This window comes from Rhizobium sp. SEMIA4064 (assembly GCF_003025035.1).
Classification (GTDB): Bacteria; Pseudomonadota; Alphaproteobacteria; order Rhizobiales; family Rhizobiaceae; genus Rhizobium; species Rhizobium paranaense.
This window is the reverse complement of sequence record NZ_PYJN01000013.1, coordinates 583,291-608,749: the sequence shown is the minus strand read 5'-3', so window position 1 is coordinate 608,749 and position 25,459 is coordinate 583,291. Positions and strand designations below refer to the sequence as shown.

Sequence of the window (25,459 nt, the reverse complement as noted above, 5' to 3'; positions counted from 1 at the left end):
CGTCTGCCATCCTCGCAAATGCGAGGTCCATAATATGTTCTTTTACGTGGCCGGAATCTCGGCTTTGGGCCGGCTAGGCTATTTTCGGTATTTACGCTGTGCAGCGGGACACCGCGCCACTCGAGCCTAGTGACTTGCATGATGATAGTCACTCATGCTATTCGCCTCGGCCATGCAGAGAACAAGCTTCAGTGCCTTCAAATGTCCCGCCGCCCGTGCGCTTGAAAGCGTCGGCGATTGGTGGAGCATTTTGATCCTGCGCGATGCGCTGCAGGGGCTGACGCGGTTTGATGAATTCCAGAAGAATCTTGGCGTTGCGCCGAATATCCTCACGCGCCGGCTAAAACATCTGACGGATGAAGGTTTGTTCGAGCGCCGCCTCTACAGCGAGCGGCCGCCGCGCTACGAATATGTGCTGACAGAAAAGGGGCGCGACTTCTTTCCTGTTCTCATGGCGCTGTTTACCTGGGGCAACCGGCATTTGCCGCCCGGGGAAGTGGCAATGCGTCTGGCCGACCCGGCGACGGGCGAGGATCGCGATCCCCTTCTGATCGACCGCGTGACCGGACGCGCCTTTCATCCCGAAGACACGATTCTGGTGCCCGGACCGGCGGCCGATGAGGCTGTCCACGAACGGATAGCGCAGATGAAGGCTTGGTTCCTGGGCTTCGACGCCTGATAAAATAGGAGTACCCGACTATGGATCGAATCGTCGTAACGGGCATGGGCCTGGTTTCGCCACTGGGCGTCGGTGTCGACGCCGCCTGGAAGCGGCTGATCGAAGGACGCTCGGGTCTTAGGCTTCTGCCGGAGACAATGGTCGGCGATCTTGCCGCCAAGGTCGGTGGTGTCGTACCGACCCTGGAAGAGGATAGCGAAGCCGGCTTCGATGTCGATCGCTACGTGCCGGTGAAAGACCAGAAGAAGATGGATCGCTTCATCCTCTTCGCCATGGCGGCCGCCGAAGAAGCGATCAAACAAGCCGGTTGGCAGCCGACCAATCCCGAAGAGCTAGAACGCACTGCCACGGTCATCGCCTCCGGCATCGGCGGCTTTCCGGCGATCGCCGATGCTGTACGCACTGCCGAGACGCGCGGCGTGCGGCGGCTCTCGCCCTTCACCGTCCCCTCCTTCCTCGTCAATCTGGCGGCCGGCCAGGTCAGCATCCGCTATGGCTACAAGGGGCCGCTCGGCGCGCCGGTGACGGCCTGTGCGGCAAGCGTCCAGGCGATCGGCGATGCGGCGCGGCTCATCCGTGCCGGCGAAGCCGATGTGGCGATCTGCGGCGGTGCGGAGGCCTGCATCGACAAGGTCAGCCTCGGCGGCTTTGCGGCGGCGCGCGCACTCTCCACCGGCTTCAGCAACCGACCCGAAGAAGCCTCCCGTCCCTTCGACGTCGGCCGCGACGGTTTCGTCATGGGCGAAGGCGCCGGCATGCTGGTGATCGAGACGCTGGACCATGCTCTGGCGCGCGGCGCTGTCCCGCTTGCCGAACTCGTCGGCTACGGTACCGCCGCCGATGCCTATCATATGACAGCCGGCCCGGAAGATGGCGACGGTGCGCGCCGGGCGATGCTGGCGGCTCTTTCTCAAGCCCGCATTTCGCCCGGTGAGGTCCAGCATCTCAACGCGCATGCCACCTCCACACCGGTTGGCGACCGCGGCGAGATGGAGGCGATCAAGACGGTGTTCGGCCGCGATGGCGGCATCGCCGTCAGCGGCACGAAGGCGGCGACGGGCCATCTTCTGGGTGCGGCCGGCGGCCTGGAAGCGGTCTTCACCATCATGGCATTGCGCGATCAGATTGCGCCTCCAACTCGCAATCTGCAGGAGGCGGACGCGGCGGCTCAGGGCATCGATATTGTCGGCGCGACCGCGCGACCGATGGCAATGGAATATGCCATTTCCAACGGTTTCGGGTTCGGTGGCGTGAATGCCAGCGCTCTGTTCCGCCGCTGGCATTAGTCGGGCTTGGCTTCGGCGACCATCGGACCATAGGCGCTGATGCCGGCGCCCCTCAGTCGTCCCTTCTGCGAAGGCTCAAAGCGCGCTATGCTCTCCCGGATATTGCCGGAGATCGTCCATGCGCGCCTTATCTCTCGCAGCCGCCTTCTGCATCACCCTCGCCTTCGCGCCGGCCGCACGAGCGGAAGATCCGGTGCAGTCGGCCCAGACGCTGATTCAGCAACAGATCGAAGCTTTCCTGCGCGATGATGCGGCTTCGGCCTATTCCTTCGCTGCACCCGACATCCAGGCGCTCTTTCCGGATAAGGACACCTTCTTCGCAATGGTGAAGAGAAGCTATCAGCCGGTCTACCATCCCGGCAACTACGCCTTCGGCAAGAGCCGCGCCCTCGACAACGGCGCTGTCGTCTATCAGGAAGTGCTGATCACCGGCACGGACGGCAAGGACTGGACGGCGATCTATCAGATCACCCATCAGCCCGATGGCAGTTACAAGATAAACGGCGTGCAGATCCTGCCGAACACGACGAGCGAGGGAATTTGACCGGAGTTGCGTCTGCTAACATCGATCAAATCCCCATCACGCTTAGATGAGCTTTAGCCGCCCGCCTTGATGAAACTGACGGGCTGAACCGTCGCCCCATCAAACGCAGGCCGGGGTAAGGGAACGGCTACGCTAGACGTTGGCGTTGCGCTGATACTTGCAGTCGTCATCGGATCCGGCTTTGGGATCGGGATCTGGTCTGCAGTTGGCAACAAAATCGGAAATTGCGTTGTCGCGACCGTTTTCACAGGCACGTAGTTCATCGCAACTTCATAGGCCGGCAGCGGCGCCGGCGTTTCAAGTGCCCCGTCCTGCCCGCGTTTCTCATAGAAAGCGTTTCCGCCGGCCACGGCAACATAGTGCATGTTATTGTAAGGGAACTTCAGGCCCTCGGTATGGAAGAACATAGCATCCTTTACGTCCGGATGCCGTTGTCCGCCGAGAACCGCCGATGCCGCTTGGTCGAGCTCGGGTTCGGCCAGATCGCTGACCACCCTCGTCATGACTCCCGGCGCAAATTGCCTTTGTTGCGAGACTACGCCGCAGATTGACGGCGGATAAGCGCCCGAGGTCAACCTGTTCATCACGACCGTTCCTACTGCCAGGTATCCGGCATGGTCCGAGTGCTCCGACTCGAAATACATGGCCCGTTTCAAACAGTCGCGATCTTTTGCGGTGTAGTTGTAAGTTACCTTCGTCGGTCGAATGGACTTGGAAGAGTTGTTGCTGGCCGAGGGTGCTTTCGCCACCGTCGTACAGCCCGTGGCCGCCAATCCGACAAAAATTAGTCCGGAAAGACAGGTCCCCAATGCGCGTTGCGCCCTCAACGGCAGGTGCCTCCTATTTTATTAGTGAGCCCTTATCGATTAAGTGGGATGCTTTGTAGCCGAAGTTCTAAGGAATTTCAAACGTAAAGCATCAAAAAATGGCCAGCGAATCTTATCATCGGCGAACGATGTTTATTTCGATTCACTGTTTTTCCAAATGCTTTTATATTGCGGCATCATCATGGCCCGCTTGGGAAAGGTCGGCACATTTCCGCCGCACTTCCTCATTTAAAAATCGAGAATTACACCGTACCCTATTGGTATAATTTACTATTTTTTTAAACCTGCGAACGGAAGACATTAGCCGCATTTACGTTCAACGGCGAAAAATTTTTACACCGGCTCCAGATCGCCTCTCGCCCAATTCTCCTGGGTCTCGGCCATGAAATCGGCAAAGCGGCCTTCGGCGATCGCCTGGCGGATGCCCTGCATCAGCTCCTGGTAGTAGGAGAGATTGTGCCAGGAAAGCAACATGCCGCCCAGCGCCTCATTGGCGCGGACGAGATGGTGCAGGTAGGCGCGGGAATAGTCGCGCGAGGCCGGGCAGTTCGATTGATCATCGAGCGGGCGCATGTCCTCGGCGTGCCGGGCATTGCGGATATTCACCTTGCCGCGACGGGTGAAGGCCAGGCCGTGGCGACCGGAGCGGGTCGGCATCACGCAATCGAACATATCGATGCCGCGTGCGACGGATTTCAGAATATCGTCCGGGGTGCCGACGCCCATGAGATAACGCGGCTTCTCCTTCGGCAGTTCGGGAAGGGTGATCTCGAGCATGCGCAGCATGACTTCCTGCGGCTCACCGACGGCAAGGCCGCCGACCGCATAACCCTTGAGGTCCATGCCGCTCAGCGCCTGCGCGGAACGGACGCGAAGCTCCGGAACGTCACCGCCCTGCACGATACCGAACATGGCTTTGCCGGGCTGATTGCCGAAAGCCACCTTGCAGCGTTCCGCCCAGCGCAGCGACATTTCCATCGCGCGCTCGATTTCCTTGGGCGTCGCCGGCAGCGCCACGCATTCGTCGAGCTGCATCTGGATGTCGGAGCCAAGCAGGCCCTGGATCTCGATCGAACGCTCCGGCGACATATGATGCGTGCTGCCGTCGACATGCGATTTGAAGGTAACGCCCTTCTCATCAAGCTTGCGCAGGCCGGAGAGCGACATCACCTGGAAGCCGCCGGAGTCGGTTAGGATCGGGTGCTGCCAGCGGATCAGTTCGTGGAGGCCGCCGAGACGGGCGACGCGCTCTGCGGTCGGGCGGAGCATCAGGTGATAGGTATTGCCGAGGATGATGTCGGCACCGGTCTCGCGTACCTGATCGAGATACATGGCCTTGACGGTACCGACCGTACCGACCGGCATGAAGGCCGGCGTGCGGATCGCGCCGCGCGGCATGGAAACTTCGCCGAGACGGGCGCCGCCATCGGTCTTCTTCAACTGGAACTGAAAGCTCTCGCTCATTTCGTCTTAGTCTTTCCGGTAGAGCAGGCTGCCATCGCCATAGGAATAGAAGCGATAGCCTGTCTCAATAGCATGGGTGTAGGCCGCGCGCATGGTATCAAGGCCGGCAAAGGCCGATACCAGCATGAACAGCGTCGAACGCGGCAGATGGAAATTGGTCATCAAAAGATCGACCGCCTTGAATCGATAGCCGGGCGTGATGAAGATCCCGGTCGCGCCATGCCAGGGCTTGATCGTTCCATCGTCGCCAGCCGCACTTTCGATCAAGCGGAGCGAGGTCGTGCCGACGCAGACGATGCGCCCTCCCCGCGCCTTCACGGCATTCAGCTTCGTCGCCGTCGTCGCGTCGACATAGCCGATCTCGAAATGCATCTTGTGATCTTCGGTGTCGTCGGCCTTGACCGGCAGGAAGGTGCCGGCGCCGACATGCAGCGTCACGAAATGCCGCTCGACGCCCATGGCATCCAGCGCGACAAACAGCGACCGGGTGAAATGCAGCCCCGCGGTCGGGGCAGCGACGGCGCCCTCCTCGCGAGCGTAGATCGTCTGGTAGTCGGCGCGGTCGCGCTCATCCTCGGGGCGCTTGGCAGCGATATAGGGCGGCAGCGGAATATGGCCGACAGTGGCGATCGCCTCATCCAGCGCCGGACCGGAAAGGTCGAAGCGCAGCGTGATCTCTCCACCCTCGCCCTTCTCCTCCACCACAGCATCAAGTGCACCAAGGATGCAGACATTTTCGCCATGGCCGAACTGGATGCGATCGCCGATCTTGATACGCTTGCCCGGCTTGGCAAAGGCTTTCCAACGGTCGGGTGCCGCGCGCATATGCAGCGTCGCCGACACCTGCTGGCCGGGCGCGCCATCGCGATGACGAATGCCTTCCAACTGAGCCGGGATGACCTTTGTGTCATTGAAGACGACAGCGTCGCCCGGTCGTAGGAACGACGGCAGATCGCGGATCTGATAGTCGCGCAGAGTCGCTTCACCACCATTCGGATCGACGACGAGCAGGCGCGCGCTGTCGCGCGGCTCGGCGGGCCTCAGCGCAATGCGCTCATCCGGCAGGTCGAAATCGAAAAGGTCAACGCGCATTCAGGCAATCTCAGCAAAGCGAAACCCGCCCCCAACGCCGAAGCGCGAGAGGCGGGCTTCAGGAATAATCACGATCAGACGTCGGCGGCAACCCGTGCGGATACGATCGAATCCGGATCACGCACCGGCTCGCCGCGCTTGATCTGGTCGACGAATTCCATGCCGGAGATAACCTGACCCCAAACGGAGTACTGCTTGTTCAGCCACGGAGCATCGGCAAAGCAGATGAAGAACTGCGAGTTGGCCGAGTTCGGGTTCTGCGAACGGGCCATCGAGCAGGTGCCGCGAATGTGCGACGTGGCGGAAAATTCAGCCTTCAGGTCCGGCTTGGAGGAGCCGCCCATGCCGGCGCGACCGGGATTGAAGCTTTCGCTGCCCTGCTTGCCATACTGAACGTCGCCGGTCTGGGCCATGAAGCCGTCGATGACGCGGTGGAAAACGACGCCGTCATAAGCCTTCTCGCGGGCAAGTTCCTTGATGCGGGCGACATGCTCGGGCGCTACCTGCGGCAGCAACTGAATGACGACCTGACCCTTGGTGGTTTCCAGGATGAGGGTGTTTTCGGGATCCTTGATCTCAGCCATTTTCGTTTCCTCTTCTCTTCTCGAATCTTACTTCTTGCCGACCGTAACCTTGACCATGCGGTCGGGGTTGCTCACTTCGCCGTTCTGGCCTTCGCCGCGCTTGATCTTGTCGACCAGCTCCATGCCGGAAACGACCTTGCCGACGACCGTGTACTGGCCATTCAGGAAGTCGCCGTCACCGAACATGATGAAGAACTGCGAGTTGGCGGAATTCGGATCCTGGGCGCGGGCCATGCCGACCGTGCCGCGCTTGAACGGAACCTTGGAGAACTCAGCCGGAAGGTTGGGCATATCGGAGCCGCCGGTACCGGCCTTCTGGGGATTGTAGCCCTTCGACATGTTGCCGTACTGCACGTCGCCGGTCTGGGCCATGAAGCCGTCGATGACACGATGGAAGGCGACGTTGTCGTATGCACCCTTCTTCGCCAGCGCTTCGATCTGCGCGACATGCTTCGGAGCAACATCCGGCATCAACTGAATGACGACGGGACCATCCTTGAGCTGGATCGTCAGAAAATCGTCGGCCGCTGCCGAGAAGGCGCTGCCTGCGAAGGCGGCGAGGCTGAGAAAACCTGCCAATGCGAGATGAAAGAGTTTCATGGGTGCTCCGTTCGGAAGATGAATTTCGGCCAGTCTTTTATTGGACCGTATCTTTTAACTTGCCCATCAGGGCTTCAAGAACCGCTGCTGGCACGAAAGCGCTGACATCGCCGCCCATGGATGCGATCTGCCGCACCAATGTGGCGGTTATAGGCCGCGATGCCGTGCCGGCCGGCAGAAACAGGGTCTGAATATCGGGCGCCATCTGGCGGTTCATGCCCGCCATCTGCATTTCATAGTCGAGATCGGTGCCGTCGCGCAGGCCACGCACCAAGAGACTCGCGCCATGCTTGCGAGCCGCATCGACCACCAGATTGTCGAAGGCGACGACGGAAATATCGCCGACCTTCTGCGGCAGCGCCTCGGCGAGCGATCGGGTGATCAGTTCCGCCCGCTCCTCGAAGGAAAAAAGCGGTTTCTTGCCAGGATGAATGCCGATCGCGACGATAACCTTGGAGGCGACGTTCAGCGCCTGCACGAGGACATCCAGATGTCCATTGGTCATCGGATCGAAGGATCCAGGATAAAAGGCTGTCGTCATACCAAACCGGCCCATTGTTTCGACGCCTTTTGTCACGGATGGGCCGGTATCGCAAGTCATTTACAACCCCTTGGCTGCCTCTGAACAGCAGATGAATGCGGCGTTCAAGCCCGTTTCAGATCAACAATGCTTTATTCGCATCAACATCGAAACGGGCCGCTTTCATCGGCCCACCGCCTCCGGCTTAGGGAAGATCAGGCCATGTTGGTCCTCATTGTTGCAGTTGCCATTATCGGCTCTTTCGTCGTCGAATACCTCGTTCATCTTTTCGCGGACAACTACGAAATAGAATGGGCGCCCCAGGCCGACACCACCAATTCTGCACAAGAAATCGTCATTGCCATGCGTAAAACGCATCGCGAAATCGCGAATCTGAACGCCAGATGAACAAGGCATTCAAGGTCGCTTCAGACGGACGTTGGTAAACAGAGGCTCAACATCAGGCGGAACCAATCACCAGCCGCTGCGTTAAAGCCCGAACCTTAGATTTGCTCATTGCGGTAAGAAGGAAACAGAGTATGCCCGATAAGATCACCCTTATTAATGTTGTTTGGATGACCGTAATTTCGGGAATGCTTGCAGCGACAATCGCTCTCTATGATCAAAAGCCTGACCAGTCGAAGATCTACGGTCCCTTTGCTTCGGCTCGTCCCTTCGTTACCACCAGCCAGTATTAAGGGATCTGAACGCTAGTTCCACGAGAGGAAGGGAGCGATCATGTTCACGATATTAACGGTGCTTACGCTCTTCATCAGCAGCATGTTCGTTGTGTCCGTCGCGTCCACAATCTCAGCGCTCCATCGCGAAAGCGAAGAGAGCAAGAAGCTGAACAAGCACCATAAGGCGCTTTGAACGACAAAGTATTCCGATATCTCCCCATCCCGAGTGCGGCCCTCCAATCGCTCGGGGTAATTTGAACCGGACGCTCCCCCAGCGTCCGGTTTTTTGTGCCCATTACACCGCGAGCCTCTTACCGCTGCCGCAAGATGCTGGTTTGCGCGAAGACACGCGGCAATCGCGTCAAACGTGCTATGGCTATTCAGTTTTCATAGGGGATCGACGTGCGCATTGTTCTTACCGGCAGCTCAGGGCGGCTCGGCCGTGCGATCTTCAACGCTTTGGCGCCAAATCACGCGGTTGTAGCGGTCGATCGCTCACCGTTTTCGACAACGCATCTCGTCGGAGATTTTGCGGATGCGGTGCTGTTGCGCGAAGCGCTGACGGGCGCGGATGCGATCGTCCATTGCGCAGCCCTGCACGCGCCTCATGTCGGAACGATCTCCGATGACGAGTTCCATCGCGTCAATGTCGAAGGAACACGTCTGCTGGCTGAGGCATCCTTGGCAGCCGGCGTGAAGCGACTGGTCTTTACCAGCACGACGGCGCTTTACGGCCACACGGTTCTTCCGGGCCGCTGCACGTGGATCGACGAAGACACCGTGCCACAACCCAGAAGCATCTATCATCGCACGAAGCTGGAAGCCGAGCGGATATTGGAGGATATGGCCGGCCCGGATCTGCAAGTGCGGATTTTGCGCATGTCTCGCAGCTTTCCAGAACCGGCAAATGTAATGGCTGCCTATCGGCTGCATCGCGGCGTCGATATCCGAGATGTCGCGGATGCTCATGCTGCGGCACTGACGAACAACGGTGATCATTTTCAACGGCATATCATCTCCGCCGGCACGCCATTTATACCAGAGGATTGCGAGGCGCTCGCCGTCGATGCGGCCTCCATCATCAAATTGCGCGCGCCAAGGCTTGCCGCCGAATTCACGCGACGAAGCTGGCCTTTGCCGCAAAGCATCGATCGTGTTTACGCATCGAAATCTGCAGGCACCGCCCTCAGATGGCACTCGCGCTTCGGCTACGATGAGATTTTCGCACAGTTGGAGCGAGGAAGCCTGGAGGTTCTTCCTCCCTTTTCCCAAAGCAACAAGCAATCGGAATAGGAACTACCGCGATCATTCGGCAAGCTCTGCTTGGGCTATGCCCCAAAAACAATCGCATGAGCCTGTGGTGAGGCTCATGCGATTGAAAACATTCCATTGGTACTTACGAGCGCCTGTTAGGCTGCAAGCTTCCCTCGTTGGAACTCAGCGAAGGATTTACTCCTCGCTGCCGCCCTCGGCATCACCGTTCGAGACTTCCGCATCACCGTTCGGAACCTCGTCCTCGGCACCATTGTCACCCGTATCGTCCTCGCCATCCGGCTCGCTGATGCGCTCGACCGAAACGACCTTCTCATCCTTGGCGGTCGAGAAGATGGTGACACCCTTGGTCGCACGGCTGGCAATGCGGATGCCGTTGACAGGAACACGGATCAATTGGCCGCCATCCGAGACGAGCATGAGCTGATCGCCTTCCGCAACGGGGAAGGCGGCCACAAGCTCGCCGATCTCGCCGGTCTTCGACGTATCAGTGGCGCGGATACCCTTGCCGCCGCGGCCGGAAATGCGGAAATCGTACGAAGACGAGCGCTTGCCGAAGCCTTTTTCCGAGACCGTCAGCACGAATTGTTCCAGCGCCTTCAGCTCTTCATAGCGTTCATCGCTAAGCTGTCCCTCTTCGGTGACTTCTTCACCGACCAGCGCGATTTCCTCATCCTCGCCCGTGGTCGAGCGGCGATCGCTGGCAGCGCGCTTGAGATAGGCGGCACGCTCCCACGGCTCGGCGTCGACGTGATTGACGATGGTCATCGAGATGATGCTGTCGCCCGACGCCAGCGTAATGCCGCGAACGCCGATGGAATTGCGGCCAGCAAAGACGCGAACATCCGAAACCGGGAAGCGGATACACTGGCCGAGCGCCGTCGTCAGAAGCACGTCATCATGTTCGGTGCAGGTCTCGACGGAGAGGATTTCGTCGCCCTCCTCCTCCAGCTTCATGGCGATCTTGCCATTGCGGTTGACCTGAACGAAATCCGACAGCTTGTTGCGGCGCACTGTGCCGCGCGTCGTCGAGAACATGACGTCGAGATTGTCCCAGGTGCTCTCGTCTTCCGGCAGCGGCATGATCGTTGTGATGCGCTCGCCGGGCTCCAGCGGCAGCATGTTGATCAGCGCCTTGCCGCGCGACTGCGGCGTACCGATCGGCAGACGCCAGACCTTCTCCTTGTAGACGATGCCGTGCGACGAGAAGAATAGAACCGGCGTATGCGTATTCAAAACAAATAGCCGGGTAACAAAATCCTCGTCGCGCGTGGTCATTCCGGAGCGGCCTTTGCCGCCGCGGCGCTGGGCGCGATAGGTGGTCAGAGGCACGCGCTTGATGTAGCCGAGATGCGAAACCGTGACGACCATATCCTCGCGAGCAATCAGGTCTTCATCGTCCATCTCCAGGCCGCCGTCGACGATCTCGGTGCGGCGCGGCGTGCCGAATTCGTCGCGAACGGCAATAAGCTCTTCTTTTACAATGGCTTGGATGCGGACGCGCGACGACAGTATCTCGAGATAGTCCTTGATCTCGGCACCGATCTTATTCAATTCATCGCCGATTTCGTCGCGGCCGAGTGCCGTCAAGCGGGCAAGACGCAGTTCGAGAATTGCGCGCGCCTGCTCTTCGGAAAGATTGTAGGTGCCGTCGTCATTGATGCGGTGACGTGGGTCATCGATTAGCCGGATAAGGGATTCGACGTCTGCGGCCGGCCAGCGACGCGTCATCAGTTCTTCGCGGGCCGATTGCGGATCGGGCGCGTGGCGGATAACGCGGATGACTTCGTCGATATTGGCGACGGCGATGGCGAGACCGACCAAGACGTGCGCGCGTTCGCGCGCCTTACGCAGCAGATACTTGGTGCGGCGGCTGACCACGTCCTCGCGGAAGGAGACGAAAGCCCGCAGCATGTCGAGCAGGGTCAACTGCTCCGGCTTGCCGCCGTTCAACGCGACCACGTTGGCGCCGAAGGAGGTCTGCAGCGGCGTGTAGCGATAAAGCTGATTGAGGATGACGTCGGCATTGGCATCGCGCTTCAGCTCGATCACCACGCGATAGCCCTGACGGTCGGATTCGTCGCGCAGGTCGGAGATGCCTTCAATGCGCTTTTCGCGCACGAGTTCGGCCATCTTCTCGATCATCGTCGCCTTGTTCACCTGATAGGGAATTTCGGTGATGATGATCTGTTCGCGGTCACCGCGCATCGGCTCGATCGTCGCGACGCCGCGCATGACGATGGAGCCGCGTCCGGTTTCGTAGGCCGAACGGATCCCGGCACGGCCGAGAATCTTGGCACCGGTCGGAAAATCCGGACCCGGGATGATCTGCATGATGTCCGGCAGCTCGATCGCCGGATTGTCGATCAGCGCAATGCAGCCGTCGATCACTTCGGAGAGGTTATGCGGCGGGATATTGGTCGCCATGCCGACGGCGATGCCGCCGGAGCCGTTGACCAGCAAGTTCGGGAACTTTGCCGGCACCACGACAGGCTCGCTCAACGTGCCGTCATAGTTCTCGCGGAAATCGACGGTTTCCTTATCGAGGTCGTCGAGCAGCGAATGAGCCACCTTTTGCAGGCGGCATTCCGTATAACGTTCAGCCGCCGGCGGGTCGCCATCAACGGAGCCGAAATTGCCCTGACCATCGATCAGCGGCAGGCGAAGCGACCAAGGCTGCGCCATGCGGGCAAGCGCGTCGTAAATCGCCAGGTTGCCGTGCGGATGGTATTTACCCATCACGTCACCGGTGACGCGGGCGCATTTCACATATTTCTTGTTCCAGTCGATCCCGAGTTCCGACATGCCGTACAGAATGCGCCGATGGACGGGCTTGAGACCATCGCGAACATCGGGAAGCGCGCGGCTGACGATCACGCTCATCGCGTAATCGAGATACGACCGCTGCATTTCCTCCATAATGGAAATTGGCTCGATGCCTGGCGGGAGCTTCCCGCCACCGGGTGGTGTTTGCTCAGTCAAAACAGATCACGATCTCTTTTAGAATCACTGCGAAATTTATAGCCGAAAGGCCCTGCAAGCGCCAATTTTGACGGGTGCTTTTAAACAGGCTTTTGCCCTCTTAACCCGCTAAATCGCACATTTCCGTGGCAGAAGGTTTTGGTTACACCGCATTGCGCTTTGCGAAACGTCATTCCTCGCATATCAATGGGCTAATAACGAATAGAAACAAATGTCCCGGGGGTTATATGGCGAGCGCGGATACGCTGATCAATGCCTTCACAACGCTGCTCGTCACGGTCGACCCCCCAGGTCTTGCTCCACTCTTTATCGGCCTTACAGCCGGTATGAACCGGGCCCAGCGCCATCAGGTGGCGCTGCGCGGCTCGCTGATTGCTTTCTTCATCATGGCGGCCTTTGCCTTGTTCGGCGCGAGCGTGCTCGGCATTCTCGGCATTTCCATCGGCGCGTTCCGCATTGCCGGCGGCCTGCTGCTCTTCTGGATCGCTTTCGAGATGGTGTTCGAGAGACGGCAGGACAGAAAGGAAAAAGCGACGGAGGTCGCAATCACCAAGGATCATATCCAGAATATCGCGGTATTTCCCCTGGCTCTGCCGCTGATCGCCGGTCCCGGCGCCATTTCGGCAACCATCCTGCTGGCCGGTTCGCTTCAGACAATGTTCGACCGAGCCCAGTTGATCGTCGTTATCGCCGTCAATCTCGGGCTGGTCTACGGGGCTTTGGCGATCTCGGACCGGCTCGACCGCATGCTGGGATCAACCGGCCGCGCCATCCTGACGCGCCTGCTCGGCGTCATCCTCGCCGCGCTCGCCGCCCAATTCGTGGTGGACGGCGCGAAAGCGGCACTGAAGCTCACATAGACTGAAGCATACAAGCAAAGACCCGCCGGAAAAGCGGGCCTGTTCAACTCAATTGGCATGACCACCGAACAAGGCGGCGATCAAAACGGGATATCGTCGTCCAGATCGCGCGAGAAATTGCTGCCGCCGCTGCTTGCGGCGCCGCTACGGCCACCGCTAGCGCCACGACCGGAGGACTGCGACGAAGGCTGGCCATAGTCGTCACCGCCATAGTCGCCACCGTAACCAGCGCCAAAGTCACCGCCGCCTCGTCCACCGCGACCGCCTTCGACAGCGCCGCCGCCTTCGCCACGGCCATCCAGCATGGTCAGTGTCGAATTGAAGCCCTGCAACACGATTTCGGTCGAATAACGATCCTGGCCGTTCTGATCCTGCCACTTACGCGTCTGAAGCGCGCCCTCGATATAGACCTTGGCACCCTTCTTCAGATACTGCTCAGCAACCTTGCAGAGACCTTCATTGAAGATCACGACGCGGTGCCATTCCGTCTTTTCCCGGCGCTCGCCGGAATTGCGGTCGCGCCAGGTTTCCGACGTCGCGATATTGAGGTTGGCGATCGGACGGCCGTCCTGCGTACGGCGGATTTCCGGGTCCGCCCCGAGATTTCCAACCAGAATTACCTTGTTCACACTACCGGCCATGATTACCTACCCTGCTTGCCGCCCATCGACGGCTTCCCAAATTCTATCCAAGCACCTTAGACCATTGCCGCCATCAGGCGCTATTTATGCGGCACCATCTGCCGCGCTCATCCACAGACATTATATGACATGCGAAATCACATGTGGCCTTGACCCAAAGGCAAATTTGTTCTTTCTTTGTTCTAATTCACCTCTATGATCCTGTCAACCGAATCGAAAACCCGGCGCTGTCCTTCATTTCAGCCTCGACTCACGGGCGAGCATCACTAAATAAGGGCAGACACCAAGGGACCGCAGACGACGATGAGTGAACTGAAGACTATTTCCATACGTGGCGCACGCGAGCACAATCTCAAGGGGATCGATCTCGATCTTCCGCGCAACAAGCTGATCGTCATGACCGGCCTTTCCGGCTCGGGCAAATCCTCGCTCGCCTTCGACACGATCTATGCCGAAGGACAACGCCGCTATGTCGAGAGCCTGTCGGCCTATGCGCGGCAGTTCCTGGAGATGATGCAGAAGCCGGATGTCGACCAGATCGACGGCCTGTCGCCGGCGATTTCGATCGAGCAGAAGACCACGTCGCGCAACCCGCGCTCGACGGTCGGCACCGTTACCGAAATCTACGACTATATGCGTCTTCTGTTTGCCCGCGTCGGCGTGCCCTATTCACCGGCAACCGGCCTGCCGATCGAGAGCCAGACGGTGAGCCAAATGGTCGACCGCGTGCTCGCCTTCGGCGAAGGTACCAGGCTTTATATCCTGGCGCCGCTCGTGCGCGGCCGTAAGGGCGAATACAAGAAGGAACTGGCGGAGCTCATGAAAAAGGGCTTCCAGCGCGTCAAGGTCGACGGGCAGTTTTACGAGATTGCCGATGTCCCGGCGCTCGACAAGAAATACAAGCACGACATCGACGTTGTGGTCGACCGTATCGTCGTCAGACCCGATGTCTCGGCTCGCCTGGCGGACAGCTTCGAAACCTCGCTACGTCTCGCCGACGGCCTTGCCGTTGCAGAATTCGCTGATAAGCCGTTGCCGCCGGAAGAAACCGCGGCCGGCGGCTCCGCCAACAAGTCGCTGAACGAGACGCATGAACGCGTGCTGTTTTCGGAAAAATTCGCCTGCCCGGTTTCCGGCTTCACCATTCCGGAAATCGAGCCGCGGCTCTTCTCGTTCAACAATCCCTTCGGCGCCTGCCCTTCCTGCGACGGGCTTGGCTCACTGCAAAAGATCGACTCGGCCCTGATCGTACCGGAACCGGAGCGCACGCTGCGCGACGGCGCGATCGCGCCCTGGGCCAAATCGACCTCGCCCTATTACAATCAGACGCTGGAAGCGCTCGGCAAGCATTACGGCTTCAAGCTCGGCAGCCGCTGGAGCGACCTGTCCGACACGGCGCAGGACGTTATTCTGAATGGCACCGAGGATAAGATCGAGTTCCACTACGCCGACGGTGCCCGTTCCTATACGACGCACAAGAATTTCGAAGGCATCGTGCCGAACCTCGAGCGGCGCTGGAAGGAAACGGATTCCGCCTGGGCGCGCGAGGAGATCGAGCGTTTCATGTCGGCCGCGCCCTGCCCGGCTTGCAACGGCTATCGCCTGAAGCCGGAAGCGCTGGCGGTGAAGATCAACAAGCTGCATATCAGCCAGGTCGCGGAAATGTCGATCCGGGTCGCTCGCGACTGGTTCAATGTGCTGCCGGAAACGTTCACCGACAAGCAGAACGAGATCGCCGTGCGTATCCTCAAGGAGATCCGCGATCGACTGCGTTTCCTCAACGATGTCGGTCTCGAATATCTGAGCCTATCGCGCAATTCCGGCACGCTGTCCGGCGGCGAAAGCCAGCGTATTCGCCTGGCCTCGCAGATCGGCTCGGGCCTGACGGGCGTGCTCTATGTCCTCGACGAACCGTCGATCGGCCTGCATCAGCGCGACAATGCCCGGTTGCTGGAAACGCTGAAACATCTGCGTGACATCGGCAATACGGTGATCGTCGTCGAACACGACGAGGATGCGATCCTGACGGCGGATGATGTCGTCGATATCGGTCCCGCCGCTGGCGTACATGGCGGCCAGGTGGTGGCGCATGGCACGCCGCAGGACATCATGGCCAATCCGAAATCGCTGACCGGCAAATATCTCTCCGGCGAACTCGGCGTGCCCGTTCCCGACGAGCGCCGCAAGGCCAAGAAGGGCAAGGAGATCAAGGTTATCGGCGCGAGAGGCAACAACCTCAAGAACGTCACTGCCTCGATCCCGCTTGGCGTCTTCACCGCGGTCACCGGCGTTTCAGGCGGCGGCAAGTCCACCTTCCTGGTCGAGACGCTCTATAAGTCAGCCGCACGCCGCGTCATGGGCGCACGCGAAATCCCGGCCGACCACGATCGCATCGATGGCTTCGAACATATCGACAAGGTGATCGATATCGACCAGTCGCCGATCGGCCGCACGCCGCGATCGAACCCGGCGACCTATACCGGCGCCTTCACGCCGATCCGCGATTGGTTTGCCGGCCTGCCGGAGGCCAAAGCGCGCGGCTATCAGCCGGGCCGCTTCTCCTTCAACGTCAAGGGCGGCCGTTGCGAAGCCTGCCAGGGCGATGGCGTCATCAAGATCGAAATGCACTTCCTGCCCGACGTCTACGTTACCTGCGACGTCTGCCACGGCAAGCGCTATAACAGGGAGACCCTGGACGTCACCTTCAAGACCAAGTCGATCGCCGATGTGCTCGACATGACGGTCGAAGAAGGCGTCGATTTCTTTGCGGCTGTTCCTGCCGTGCGCGACAAACTGCAATCTCTGAAGGATGTCGGTCTCGGCTACATCAAGGTCGGTCAGCAGGCCAATACGCTTTCGGGCGGCGAAGCACAGCGCGTCAAGCTGGCCAAGGAGCTGTCGAAGCGATCGACCGGGCGCACGCTCTATATCCTCGACGAACCGACCACCGGCCTGCACTTCCACGACGTCGCCAAGCTGCTGGAAATGCTGCACGAACTGGTCAACCAGGGCAATTCGGTTGTTGTCATCGAGCATAATCTCGAGGTCATCAAGACGGCCGACTGGATCCTCGACTTCGGTCCCGAAGGCGGCGACGGCGGCGGCGAAATCGTCGCCGCGGGCACGCCGGAGACGATCGTCAAGGAGAAGCGATCCTATACCGGCCAGTTTCTGAAGGAACTGCTGGAGCGGCGGCCAATGAAGAAGGTAGCGGCGGCGGAGTAAGTTAGCCTCGCCGATCAATGGAGGAGAGAATGACCACTGCAGGCACGATCCGAACCGGTATCGGCGGCTGGACCTTTGAGCCCTGGCGCGGGACATTCTATCCCGACACGCTCAAGCAGAAGGACGAACTCAATTTTGCCAGCCGCAAGCTGAAGGTGATCGAGGTCAACGGCACCTATTACAGCACGCAGAAGCCGGAGGTTTTTGCCAAATGGGCTGCCGATGTTCCTGGTGGTTTCATCTTCTCACTCAAGGCGACACGTTTCGTCACCAACCGGCGGGTGCTTTCCGAGGCCGGTGAATCGATGCAGCGCTTTCTTGAATCCGGCATCAGCGAACTGGGCGATCATCTCGGGCCGCTTCTCTGGCAATTCGCGCCGACCAAGAAGTTCGATCCGGATGATTTCGAGGCGTTCCTTAAATTGCTGCCGGACAAGCAGGACGGCTTGGCGCTGAAGCATGTTGTCGAGGTCCGGCATGACTCGTTCAAAGTGCCGGAATTCATCGCTTTGCTCGCCAAATACAATGTCGCGCCGGTTTGCGCCGAGCATTTCGAATATCCGATGATCGCCGATGTGACCGCCGATTTCGTCTATGCCCGCCTACAGAAGGGATCCGACGACATCAAGACCTGTTATCCGCCGAAAGAATTGAAGGCCTGGGCGAAGCGGTTGGAAACCTGGGCGGAGGGCAAGATACCCGATGACCTGGCGCTGATCGATGGGGATCGCAAGGTCAAGGCTGAGCCGCGCGACGTCTTTGCCTTCATGATCCATGAAGGCAAGGTCAATGCTCCGCATGGCGCGATCGCGCTGCAGGAGGAAGTGGCTAAGTAATCGCTCTATCCCTTTGCTTTTACGCATTCCGGACGGAAAACCGCTTCGCACTTTTCCTGGAATTGCTCTTAGAAGGGAGCAACATGGGCGACGAGATCTTCGGCCGTCAGCCCTTTGCCTGCGCGCTGCCCGGCAAGGCCATGCAGCCAGACACCGGCCGCCGCCGCTTCAAACGCAGATGTGCCCTGCGCCAGGAGCCCGCCGATGATGCCGGCGAGCACGTCGCCGGAGCCGGCGGTGGCAAGCCATGGCGGCGCGTTGGCATTGATCAAAGCCCGGCCGTCGGGTGCGGCGATAACGCTGTCGGCACCTTTATAGATGATGGCGGCATGGGCGCGCGCTGCTGCCGCCCTCGCCTTCTCGACCTTGCTTAATGCGTCATCGGCAGCAAGATCGGGAAATAAGCGGGCGAATTCGCCCTCATGCGGCGTCAAGACCAGGCGTGTCGGGCCCTCCGAGAAAGCATCGAACAAGTGCTGCGGTTCATCGCGAAACGAAGTGATGCCATCGGCGTCGAGGACCAGATGGCGGTCACTCACAGCCAGCGCGAATTGCCGGGCCTTCTCGCCGGCGCCGAAACCGGGACCGAGGACGAAAGTCGAGAGGCGCTGGTCGGTGAGCCAGGCGCGCAAGGCGGCCTCGTCGTCGACTGCGCGCAGCATGATCGCCGTCAGCAGCCCGGCATTGACGGACAGCGCCTGTTCCGGCGAGGCGATGGTGACGAGCCCTGCCCCCGCCCTCAGCCCCGCCATGGCCGACATGCGGGCAGCACCCGTGGCGGTCGCACCGCCGGAAAAGACCACCAGATGACCGCGCTTGTATTTATGGGTGTCCGTGTCAGCCGGGGGCAGGTCCGCCTGCCATTGCACCGGCATGTTTTCTGCGATCAGGCCGTTCGCATGGGCGCGGACAATGCGCGCGGGAATGCCGATGTCGAAAACTTCCAGCGCGCCACAAAGGTCGCGACCTGGCATCAGCAGGTGACCGGGTTTGCGGGTCATGAAGGTGACCGTGCGAACGGCGCGAAAGGCAGCACCCAGCACCTGCCCACTGCGGCCGTCGAGACCCGAGGGCAAGTCGACGGCGATGACGGGAATGCGGGCCTCGGCAATTTCTGCGATGATCGCCGCCACCTCATCGGAGACGGGACGGGACAGGCCAGCGCCGAAAATGGCGTCGATGACGATGTCTCCCGGGCGCGGCGCATACCGCCCGAGCGCCTCTCCATCATCAGGACAATCCTTAAAGGCGCGGGCGGCATCTCCTTTCAATATTTTGGGATCGCCAAGGTGAAAGACCCGAACCTCCGCACCGGTTTGCCGTAGGGCGCGCGCCGCGACATAGCCGTCGCCGCCATTATTGCCGGGGCCGCAGAGCACGATAAATCGCAGGGCCTCCGGGAAATGCCGAAGGGCGCTCGCAGCCACCGCCTGGCCTGCCCTTTCCATAAGTCCGTAGGAGTCGATGCCAGAGGCGGCAGCCGCCTGATCGACAGCGGCCATATCCTCGGGCGAAAGAAGCAGATCGGCGAGCGGTGACATCATGATGGACGCCATTGAATGCGAAACCTGCCTGAAAAACAATCGCCATTCCGAGGCATCATTTGCCCACATATCGCGCATTTGCATAATAATTACGCAAACACATCCAAAATCCTCCCGAAGTACAATTGTGAGAAATACAGCACTTTTTTGCAAAATTTTGCTTATCTCGTGCATTTCGGTGCGAAATCGCTTCCATTTTTCCGAAAAATCCTCATCAATCCGGGGTCTCGGCATCAATTCGCCGGGATTTTTTACGGCAGGCCTCCGTAAACTGGCATGATACATGCATCAGGTTGGCCAAGCGGGGAATGGTCCTGCTGTAACGGGAGAAGCGGAGAGACATTTTCTCATGAAAAAGATCGAAGCGATCATTAAGCCTTTCAAGCTGGACGAAGTGAAGGAAGCCCTTCAGGAAGTCGGTCTGCAGGGCATCACTGTCACGGAAGCGAAGGGCTTCGGTCGTCAGAAAGGCCACACGGAGCTTTACCGTGGCGCCGAATACGTCGTCGACTTCCTGCCTAAGGTGAAGGTCGAAGTCGTATTGGCGGACGAAAATGCGGAAGCGGTGATCGACGCCATCCGCAAGGCTGCGCAAACCGGCCGGATCGGCGACGGAAAGATTTTCGTCTCCAATGTGGAAGAGGTCATTCGAATCCGCACCGGAGAAACAGGTATAGACGCCATCTAACCGGCCCGGCCGTCAACGCCGAGGCTCGTAATCGTCATCTAAGTCAAGGGAAGTAGTTTTAATGACGACCGCAAGCGAAATTCTCAAACAAATCAAGGATAACGACGTCAAGTTCGTTGACCTGCGGTTCACGGATCCCAAGGGCAAGCTGCAGCACGTCACGATGGACGTCGTCTGCGTCGACGAAGACATGTTCGCCGATGGCGTCATGTTCGACGGCTCCTCGATTGGGGGTTGGAAGGCCATCAACGAGTCCGACATGGTGCTGATGCCCGATACCGACACGGTTCACATGGATCCGTTCTTCGCGCAGTCCACCATGGTCATCCTCTGCGACATTCTCGATCCGGTCTCGGGCGAAGCCTACAACCGCGATCCGCGCGGCACCGCCAAGAAGGCCGAAGCCTACCTCAAGGCATCCGGCATCGGCGACACCGCTTTCTTCGGCCCGGAAGCCGAATTCTTCGTCTTCGACGACGTCAAGTACAAGGCCGATCCGTACAACACCGGCTTCAAGCTCGACTCCAGCGAATTGCCGTCCAACGACGATACCGACTATGAAACCGGCAACCTCGGCCACCGTCCGCGCGTCAAGGGCGGCTACTTCCCGGTTCCGCCGGTCGACAGCGCCCAGGACATGCGTTCGGAGATGCTGACGGTTCTCGCCGAGATGGGCGTCGTCGTCGAAAAGCATCACCACGAGGTCGCGGCTGCCCAGCATGAGCTCGGCATCAAGTTCGACACGCTCGTGCGCAACGCCGACAAGATGCAGATCTACAAGTACGTCGTTCATCAGGTCGCCAACGCCTATGGCAAGACGGCAACCTTCATGCCGAAGCCGATCTTCGGCGACAACGGCTCGGGCATGCACGTTCACCAGTCGATCTGGAAGAGCGGCAAGCCGACTTTCGCCGGCGACGAATATGCTGGTCTCTCCGAGAGCTGCCTCTTCTACATCGGCGGCATCATCAAGCATGCCAAGGCGATCAACGCCTTCACCAACCCGTCGACGAACTCCTACAAGCGTCTCGTCCCGGGCTATGAGGCTCCGGTTCTGCTCGCCTACTCGGCTCGCAACCGCTCGGCTTCCTGCCGTATCCCGTTCGGCTCCAACCCGAAGGCAAAGCGCGTCGAAGTTCGCTTCCCCGACCCGACCGCCAACCCTTATCTCGCCTTTGCCGCCATGCTGATGGCCGGCCTCGACGGCATCAAGAACAAGATCCATCCGGGCAAGGCCATGGACAAGGACCTGTACGATCTGCCGCCGAAGGAGCTGAAGAAGATCCCGACGGTCTGCGGCTCGTTGCGCGAAGCGCTCGAAAGCCTGGACAAGGACCGCAAGTTCCTGACCGCCGGCGGCGTCTTCGACGACGATCAGATCGATGCCTTCATCGAGCTAAAGATGCAGGAAGTCATGCGCTTTGAAATGACCCCGCATCCGGTTGAATACGATATGTACTACTCGGCATAAGAACCGAGGTGAAAGCCCCGGTCAGCCGGGGCTTTTGCTTGCTGGCAAGCGTAAGGCAGACGTATTTTCGGTCGCGGCTGCCTTACTGGACATTACAATTCGTGTATCGCGCAATCGAACAATGTAGGGCGAACAGCGTTGATCGAATGTGACGATTGCATGAAGGAAACGGGGCAAAATCCTTGATATCGGCGGTGGAATTCACCACATGATTGCTTGAAAGGAAGTCGCGCCATGAAAGAACGCTACGCAAAATTCAACATAGGCGACGTGGTTCGGCACCGGATGTTTCCCTTCCGCGGTGTCATCTTCGACGTCGATCCGGAATTCTCCAACACTGAAGAGTGGTGGAATTCCATCCCGGCAGAAGTGCGGCCCAGCAAGGACCAGCCCTTCTACCACCTTCTCGCCGAAAACGACGAGACGGAATATGTCGCATACGTGTCCGAGCAGAACCTGATCAGCGACGAAAGCGGTGTCCCGCTCCGTAACCCGCAGATTGCTCAGATCTTCGATAAAGCGCCCACAGGCGAGTTCAAGCCCAAGATGAGCTTCGCCCACTAAGCGTCAATTTCATGCAAGTTTTCGAAGGGAAGACGCTCCCAACGTCTTCCCTTTCGTTTTGAGCGGACACCGGCCAATTGCCGGCATCCAGTAACAGTTCGCGGCGATGACGATCGACGTCAGAAATTCCTCAGGGGCTTGCATTCGACTCACCTGTAGCTCCGCAAGCGGCAGTATGATGCGTCAAGCTTGAATACCTTCATCCGGCAAATGAAAAAACCGCTCGCAACAATCGGTTGCAAGCGGTTTTTGATTTTAGTCGGGAATCACTTCCCGGATCTGGCCAGGCGGGATCAGCCAATCGCCAACCCCTGCAAGCCCTGCGGCTTACTGCTGCTTTGCAGCCTTCTGGGCGTCTTCCAGCTTCTTGCGAGCTTCTTCGGCCTTCTTCTGCATGCTGTCCTGCAGGCTCTTCTGGCTTTCGGCCAGCTTCGAGTCGGAGATTGCCGCGCCGTCATAGGCAGCGCCGAAGCCTTCGAGCGAGATCTTGATCGGGTTCGGAGCGCGACGGAAGTTGATCGAGGTGAAGGTCACGTCGGTGCCCTTCTTCAAGGCTGCGATCATGGCGTCGGTCAGCGGCACTTCGGCCGTGCACTTGTCCGGCAGACATACGGCGTAATCGATCTTCTGGCCCTTGCCACCGTCGACCTGCATGGTGATGCCGGGAGCGATCAGACGTGCGGTCGGAACGGAAATCTGAAGGATCTTGCGGTTGACCTTGCCGTCGACCGAGATGAGGCCGACTGCAGTCACCAACTGGCCGTTGTTGGCCATGATCAGGTTCTGAACGATGCAGATGTCGGCGTCGTCCTGCTTGGTGCAGGTCTTGTACCAGCCGAGGCGCGGCTGAGCGGCGTTACCGCCACCATCAGCAGGAGCTGCATCCGAGGCATCTTGAGCGAAAGCAGCAGCCGGAAGCGCTGCACCGATCATGAGAGCCAGAGCAGAAAGTCCTGCCCGCATTTTGTTGTCAGTCTTGAACGTCATAGCGAAACCGCCTCCTGAAATCCGATGCGGGACGACAGCCTGCCGCCCCATGCCAATCGGGTCAAACCGCCGTCCACCTGTCGAAAGATTAAGGCAAATGCATGACCCGAGAAACCCGGCACCCCTGTTACATCGCACCGGCGCGGATATCCAGCTTTTCTTTGGTCTTTTCTGTCGAGACCTAAGAATTCCCGTAGGCGCGTGTTGGATTCGGCACTCTCATGATAAGGTTCCGCAGAATCATGCCCCTTACCGGAAAGGATGCCATGCAAGCGCTCCGGATCGCTATTTTCCTGTTCTTCTCAGCATTCTGCGGTGCCGCGCTCGCTCAGCCGCTCTATGGTATCGCTATGCATGGAGATCCCGCCCTACCGGCGGATTATACGCATTTTCCCTACGTCAATCCGAACGTAAAAAAGGGCGGCCATATCAACTATGGTGTCGTCGGCACATTCGACAATCTCAATCCCTTCATCCTGAAAAGCATGCGCACGACGGCGCGCGGCATGTGGGATCCGGATTACGGCAATCTCATCTACGAATCGCTGATGCAGCGCTCGCGTGACGAGCCCTTCACGCTTTACGGATTGCTGGCGAAGACGGTCGAATGGGACGACAGCCGCAGCTATATTCAGTTCAACCTCAATCCGAATGCCAAGTGGTCGGATGGGCAGCCGGTAACGCCCGAGGATGTGATCTTCACCCTCCAACTGCTGCACGATAAGGGTCGCGTGCCGCTTTCGTCCTGGCTGGAAACGATCGGCAAGATGGAGAAGGTCGGCGAGCATAGCGTCCTGATCCATTTCAACGAAAAGGCCAATCGCGAAACGCCACTGATCATCGCCTCGTCGCTGCCGATCCTGCCGAAACATGCGATCGACCCCGATAATTTCGACCGGACGACGCTCAGCATTCCGATCGGCTCTGGCCCCTATAGGGTCAAGAGCATCGATCCCGGCCAGCGCATCGTGTTTGAGCGCAATCCCGATTATTGGGGCAAGGACATTCCCGTGAAAGTCGGCGTCGACAATTACGACGAGATTTCAGTCAATTATTTCCTGCAGGAAACCACGCTGTTTGAAGCCTTCAAGAAAGGCGACATCGACATTTATCCCGACGGCAGCCCCGGCCATTGGCAGGTGGCCTATGATTTCCCGGCAGTGACCTCCGGCGCTGTCGTCAAAGACGTTTTTAAGCCGGAATTGCCGAGTGGCATGTTCGGTTTCGTCTTCAATACGCGCCGGCCGATCTTTGCCAACAAGAAGGTTCGCCAGGGCCTAGCACTTGCCTTTGATTTCGAATGGGTGAACCGGAGCCTCTCTTCGAACGCCTATACGCGCACGCAGAGCTATTGGCAGAACTCCGACCTCTCCTCGCTCGGCGTGCCCGCGGATGCACGCGAGCTTGCCATGCTAGGCCCGATCAAGGATCGCATCGATCCAGATGTACTTGATGGCACCTACAGGCTGCCCGTCAGCGACGGTTCTGGTCGCGACCGCGCCATTTTGCGCAAGGCCGTCGATCTGCTCAAGCAGGGCGGCTACACGATCAAAGGCGAAAAGATGGTCGATAGCACCGGGCGTCAACTCAGCTTCGAGATCATGACGCAGAATCCCGACCAGGAACGTATCGCAATCGCCTATCGCCGATCTTTAGCGCTGCTCGGCATCGCGGTGACCATCCGCACCGTCGATGATTCGCAATATCAGCGCCGGACGATAAGCTACGATTACGATATGATCTTGAAAGCCTACCCGTCATCGCTGTCGCCTGGCATCGAGCAGGTAGGGCGTTGGGGGTCTGTTGCCGCCAAAACCGAGGGCAGCCTCAATTTTGCGGGTGTCGCCGATCCTGACGTCGACATGTTGATGGATCATTTCCTTGCCGCCCGCTCCGCCGAAGATTTCCGGGATGCGGTGCGCTCCTTCGATCGTATCTTGATTTCCGGCTACTATGTCGTGCCGCTCTACCATATTGGTCAGCAATGGGTGGCGCGGCGCAGCCGTATCGCCCATCCCGATGTCCTGCCGCTCTATGGCTATCAGTTGCCCGTTTGGTGGGATGCATCGGTGCAATAAAGGCTTCCGCCGCCAATTGTTACCCGGTTCCTTTT

At 59.2% G+C, this 25,459-nt stretch carries 24 protein-coding genes; 14 read left to right on the top strand and 10 right to left on the bottom strand.

What is annotated here, in order from left to right:
- Positions 1-172: 172 nt before the first annotated feature.
- The 3 genes from C9E91_RS09490 to C9E91_RS09480 all read left to right on the top strand — a co-directional run bounded on the left by C9E91_RS09490 (position 173) and on the right by C9E91_RS09480 (position 2,509).
- Positions 173-679, top strand: a complete 507-nt coding sequence (locus tag C9E91_RS09490; RefSeq protein WP_107108147.1) for a winged helix-turn-helix transcriptional regulator — start codon at positions 173-175, stop codon at positions 677-679.
- Positions 680-699: 20 nt separating this feature from the next.
- Complete coding sequence (gene fabF / locus C9E91_RS09485; RefSeq protein ID WP_107108014.1) at positions 700-1,965, top strand: beta-ketoacyl-ACP synthase II; 1,266 nt, start codon at positions 700-702, stop codon at positions 1,963-1,965.
- A 118-nt stretch (positions 1,966-2,083) separates the two neighbouring features.
- A complete protein-coding gene (locus tag C9E91_RS09480; RefSeq protein WP_107108013.1) occupies positions 2,084-2,509 on the top strand; it encodes a DUF4864 domain-containing protein in 426 nt (141 codons plus the stop codon).
- Positions 2,510-2,562: 53 nt separating this feature from the next.
- On the opposite strand, the gene C9E91_RS09475 is transcribed toward C9E91_RS09480, so the two are convergent.
- From C9E91_RS09475 to coaD, 6 genes are all read right to left on the bottom strand, one after another.
- A complete protein-coding gene (locus C9E91_RS09475; RefSeq protein ID WP_107108012.1) occupies positions 2,563-3,336 on the bottom strand; it encodes a cell wall hydrolase in 774 nt (257 codons plus the stop codon).
- Between the two features lie 333 nt (positions 3,337-3,669).
- The gene (tgt, locus tag C9E91_RS09470) at positions 3,670-4,800 is read right to left on the bottom strand and encodes a tRNA guanosine(34) transglycosylase Tgt (protein WP_107108011.1); all 1,131 of its coding nucleotides are present in this window, start codon (positions 4,798-4,800) and stop codon (positions 3,670-3,672) included.
- A gap of 6 nt (positions 4,801-4,806) precedes the next feature.
- The gene (gene queA, locus C9E91_RS09465; RefSeq protein ID WP_107108010.1) at positions 4,807-5,892 is read right to left on the bottom strand and encodes a tRNA preQ1(34) S-adenosylmethionine ribosyltransferase-isomerase QueA; all 1,086 of its coding nucleotides are present in this window, start codon (positions 5,890-5,892) and stop codon (positions 4,807-4,809) included.
- Positions 5,893-5,966: 74 nt separating this feature from the next.
- On the bottom strand, positions 5,967-6,476 hold the full coding sequence (locus C9E91_RS09460) for a peptidylprolyl isomerase (RefSeq protein ID WP_107108009.1): 510 nt from the start codon (positions 6,474-6,476) through the stop codon (positions 5,967-5,969).
- A gap of 27 nt (positions 6,477-6,503) precedes the next feature.
- The gene (locus C9E91_RS09455) at positions 6,504-7,076 is read right to left on the bottom strand and encodes a peptidylprolyl isomerase (RefSeq protein WP_107108008.1); all 573 of its coding nucleotides are present in this window, start codon (positions 7,074-7,076) and stop codon (positions 6,504-6,506) included.
- Between the two features lie 37 nt (positions 7,077-7,113).
- Positions 7,114-7,617 carry a pantetheine-phosphate adenylyltransferase gene (coaD, locus tag C9E91_RS09450; protein ID WP_107108146.1) on the bottom strand — a complete coding sequence of 168 codons (504 nt, stop codon included), beginning with the start codon at positions 7,615-7,617 and terminating at the stop codon, positions 7,114-7,116.
- 201 nt (positions 7,618-7,818) lie between these two features.
- On the opposite strand from coaD, the gene C9E91_RS09445 reads away from it, so the two are divergent.
- The 4 genes from C9E91_RS09445 (at position 7,819) to C9E91_RS09440 (ending at position 9,569) form a co-directional block, all read left to right on the top strand.
- Entirely contained in the window at positions 7,819-8,004 is a 186-nt protein-coding gene (locus tag C9E91_RS09445; protein ID WP_245407460.1) for a hypothetical protein, read from the top strand.
- Between the two features lie 131 nt (positions 8,005-8,135).
- Positions 8,136-8,294, top strand: a complete 159-nt coding sequence (locus tag C9E91_RS19785) for a hypothetical protein (protein ID WP_181316044.1) — start codon at positions 8,136-8,138, stop codon at positions 8,292-8,294.
- Between the two features lie 40 nt (positions 8,295-8,334).
- Positions 8,335-8,469: a hypothetical protein gene (locus C9E91_RS20060; protein WP_280951160.1), complete on the top strand. Its 135-nt coding sequence runs from the start codon at positions 8,335-8,337 to the stop codon at positions 8,467-8,469.
- Between the two features lie 209 nt (positions 8,470-8,678).
- Complete coding sequence (locus C9E91_RS09440) at positions 8,679-9,569, top strand: NAD-dependent epimerase/dehydratase family protein (protein ID WP_107108007.1); 891 nt, start codon at positions 8,679-8,681, stop codon at positions 9,567-9,569.
- A 156-nt stretch (positions 9,570-9,725) separates the two neighbouring features.
- Here C9E91_RS09440 and gyrA read toward each other — a convergent pair whose 3' ends face one another.
- Positions 9,726-12,530, bottom strand: coding sequence for a DNA gyrase subunit A (gene gyrA, locus C9E91_RS09435; RefSeq protein ID WP_107108006.1), 2,805 nt, complete (start codon positions 12,528-12,530; stop codon positions 9,726-9,728).
- A 227-nt stretch (positions 12,531-12,757) separates the two neighbouring features.
- On the opposite strand from gyrA, the gene C9E91_RS09430 reads away from it, so the two are divergent.
- On the top strand, positions 12,758-13,390 hold the full coding sequence (locus C9E91_RS09430; protein ID WP_107108005.1) for a MarC family protein: 633 nt from the start codon (positions 12,758-12,760) through the stop codon (positions 13,388-13,390).
- Positions 13,391-13,470: 80 nt separating this feature from the next.
- Here the strand turns inward: C9E91_RS09430 and C9E91_RS09425 are convergent, their stop codons facing one another.
- Positions 13,471-14,031 carry a single-stranded DNA-binding protein gene (locus C9E91_RS09425; protein WP_107108004.1) on the bottom strand — a complete coding sequence of 187 codons (561 nt, stop codon included), beginning with the start codon at positions 14,029-14,031 and terminating at the stop codon, positions 13,471-13,473.
- Between the two features lie 303 nt (positions 14,032-14,334).
- Here C9E91_RS09425 and uvrA point away from each other — a divergent pair, with 303 nt between their 5' ends.
- Together uvrA and C9E91_RS09415 are read left to right on the top strand one after the other, a co-directional pair.
- Positions 14,335-17,256, top strand: coding sequence for an excinuclease ABC subunit UvrA (uvrA, locus tag C9E91_RS09420; protein ID WP_107108003.1), 2,922 nt, complete (start codon positions 14,335-14,337; stop codon positions 17,254-17,256).
- A gap of 29 nt (positions 17,257-17,285) precedes the next feature.
- Positions 17,286-18,092 carry a DUF72 domain-containing protein gene (locus C9E91_RS09415; protein ID WP_107108002.1) on the top strand — a complete coding sequence of 269 codons (807 nt, stop codon included), beginning with the start codon at positions 17,286-17,288 and terminating at the stop codon, positions 18,090-18,092.
- Positions 18,093-18,160: 68 nt separating this feature from the next.
- Here the strand turns inward: C9E91_RS09415 and C9E91_RS09410 are convergent, their stop codons facing one another.
- On the bottom strand, positions 18,161-19,636 hold the full coding sequence (locus C9E91_RS09410) for an NAD(P)H-hydrate dehydratase (RefSeq protein WP_107108145.1): 1,476 nt from the start codon (positions 19,634-19,636) through the stop codon (positions 18,161-18,163).
- Positions 19,637-19,985: 349 nt separating this feature from the next.
- Between C9E91_RS09410 and C9E91_RS09405 the strand changes: the two genes are divergently transcribed.
- The 3 genes from C9E91_RS09405 (at position 19,986) to hspQ (ending at position 22,359) form a co-directional block, all read left to right on the top strand.
- Complete coding sequence (locus C9E91_RS09405) at positions 19,986-20,324, top strand: P-II family nitrogen regulator (RefSeq protein ID WP_003539626.1); 339 nt, start codon at positions 19,986-19,988, stop codon at positions 20,322-20,324.
- Positions 20,325-20,385: 61 nt separating this feature from the next.
- Positions 20,386-21,795 carry a type I glutamate--ammonia ligase gene (gene glnA, locus C9E91_RS09400; RefSeq protein WP_107108001.1) on the top strand — a complete coding sequence of 470 codons (1,410 nt, stop codon included), beginning with the start codon at positions 20,386-20,388 and terminating at the stop codon, positions 21,793-21,795.
- A 234-nt stretch (positions 21,796-22,029) separates the two neighbouring features.
- Entirely contained in the window at positions 22,030-22,359 is a 330-nt protein-coding gene (gene hspQ / locus C9E91_RS09395) for a heat shock protein HspQ (RefSeq protein WP_107108000.1), read from the top strand.
- A gap of 327 nt (positions 22,360-22,686) precedes the next feature.
- Here the strand turns inward: hspQ and C9E91_RS09390 are convergent, their stop codons facing one another.
- Positions 22,687-23,346, bottom strand: a complete 660-nt coding sequence (locus C9E91_RS09390) for an invasion associated locus B family protein (RefSeq protein WP_107107999.1) — start codon at positions 23,344-23,346, stop codon at positions 22,687-22,689.
- A gap of 266 nt (positions 23,347-23,612) precedes the next feature.
- Between C9E91_RS09390 and C9E91_RS09385 the strand changes: the two genes are divergently transcribed.
- Entirely contained in the window at positions 23,613-25,424 is a 1,812-nt protein-coding gene (locus C9E91_RS09385) for an extracellular solute-binding protein (RefSeq protein WP_107107998.1), read from the top strand.
- Positions 25,425-25,459: the final 35 nt, after the last annotated feature.

Bases quoted from the DNA above. Each gene is read 5' to 3' on its own strand.
- C9E91_RS09490 (WP_107108147.1), top strand. From the start codon at position 173: ATGCAGAGAACAAGCTTCAGTGCCTTCAAATGTCCCGCCGCCCGTGCG.
- fabF (WP_107108014.1), top strand. From the start codon at position 700: ATGGATCGAATCGTCGTAACGGGCATGGGCCTGGTTTCGCCACTGGGC.
- C9E91_RS09480 (WP_107108013.1), top strand. From the start codon at position 2,084: ATGCGCGCCTTATCTCTCGCAGCCGCCTTCTGCATCACCCTCGCCTTC.
- tgt (WP_107108011.1), bottom strand. From the start codon at position 4,800: ATGAGCGAGAGCTTTCAGTTCCAGTTGAAGAAGACCGATGGCGGCGCC.
- queA (WP_107108010.1), bottom strand. From the start codon at position 5,892: ATGCGCGTTGACCTTTTCGATTTCGACCTGCCGGATGAGCGCATTGCG.
- C9E91_RS09460 (WP_107108009.1), bottom strand. From the start codon at position 6,476: ATGGCTGAGATCAAGGATCCCGAAAACACCCTCATCCTGGAAACCACC.
- C9E91_RS09455 (WP_107108008.1), bottom strand. From the start codon at position 7,076: ATGAAACTCTTTCATCTCGCATTGGCAGGTTTTCTCAGCCTCGCCGCC.
- coaD (WP_107108146.1), bottom strand. From the start codon at position 7,617: ATGACGACAGCCTTTTATCCTGGATCCTTCGATCCGATGACCAATGGA.
- C9E91_RS09445 (WP_245407460.1), top strand. From the start codon at position 7,819: ATGTTGGTCCTCATTGTTGCAGTTGCCATTATCGGCTCTTTCGTCGTC.
- C9E91_RS19785 (WP_181316044.1), top strand. From the start codon at position 8,136: ATGCCCGATAAGATCACCCTTATTAATGTTGTTTGGATGACCGTAATT.
- C9E91_RS20060 (WP_280951160.1), top strand. From the start codon at position 8,335: ATGTTCACGATATTAACGGTGCTTACGCTCTTCATCAGCAGCATGTTC.
- C9E91_RS09430 (WP_107108005.1), top strand. From the start codon at position 12,758: ATGGCGAGCGCGGATACGCTGATCAATGCCTTCACAACGCTGCTCGTC.
- C9E91_RS09425 (WP_107108004.1), bottom strand. From the start codon at position 14,031: ATGGCCGGTAGTGTGAACAAGGTAATTCTGGTTGGAAATCTCGGGGCG.
- uvrA (WP_107108003.1), top strand. From the start codon at position 14,335: ATGAGTGAACTGAAGACTATTTCCATACGTGGCGCACGCGAGCACAAT.
- C9E91_RS09415 (WP_107108002.1), top strand. From the start codon at position 17,286: ATGACCACTGCAGGCACGATCCGAACCGGTATCGGCGGCTGGACCTTT.
- C9E91_RS09410 (WP_107108145.1), bottom strand. From the start codon at position 19,636: ATGATGTCACCGCTCGCCGATCTGCTTCTTTCGCCCGAGGATATGGCC.
- C9E91_RS09405 (WP_003539626.1), top strand. From the start codon at position 19,986: ATGAAAAAGATCGAAGCGATCATTAAGCCTTTCAAGCTGGACGAAGTG.
- glnA (WP_107108001.1), top strand. From the start codon at position 20,386: ATGACGACCGCAAGCGAAATTCTCAAACAAATCAAGGATAACGACGTC.
- hspQ (WP_107108000.1), top strand. From the start codon at position 22,030: ATGAAAGAACGCTACGCAAAATTCAACATAGGCGACGTGGTTCGGCAC.
- C9E91_RS09390 (WP_107107999.1), bottom strand. From the start codon at position 23,346: ATGACGTTCAAGACTGACAACAAAATGCGGGCAGGACTTTCTGCTCTG.
- C9E91_RS09385 (WP_107107998.1), top strand. From the start codon at position 23,613: ATGCAAGCGCTCCGGATCGCTATTTTCCTGTTCTTCTCAGCATTCTGC.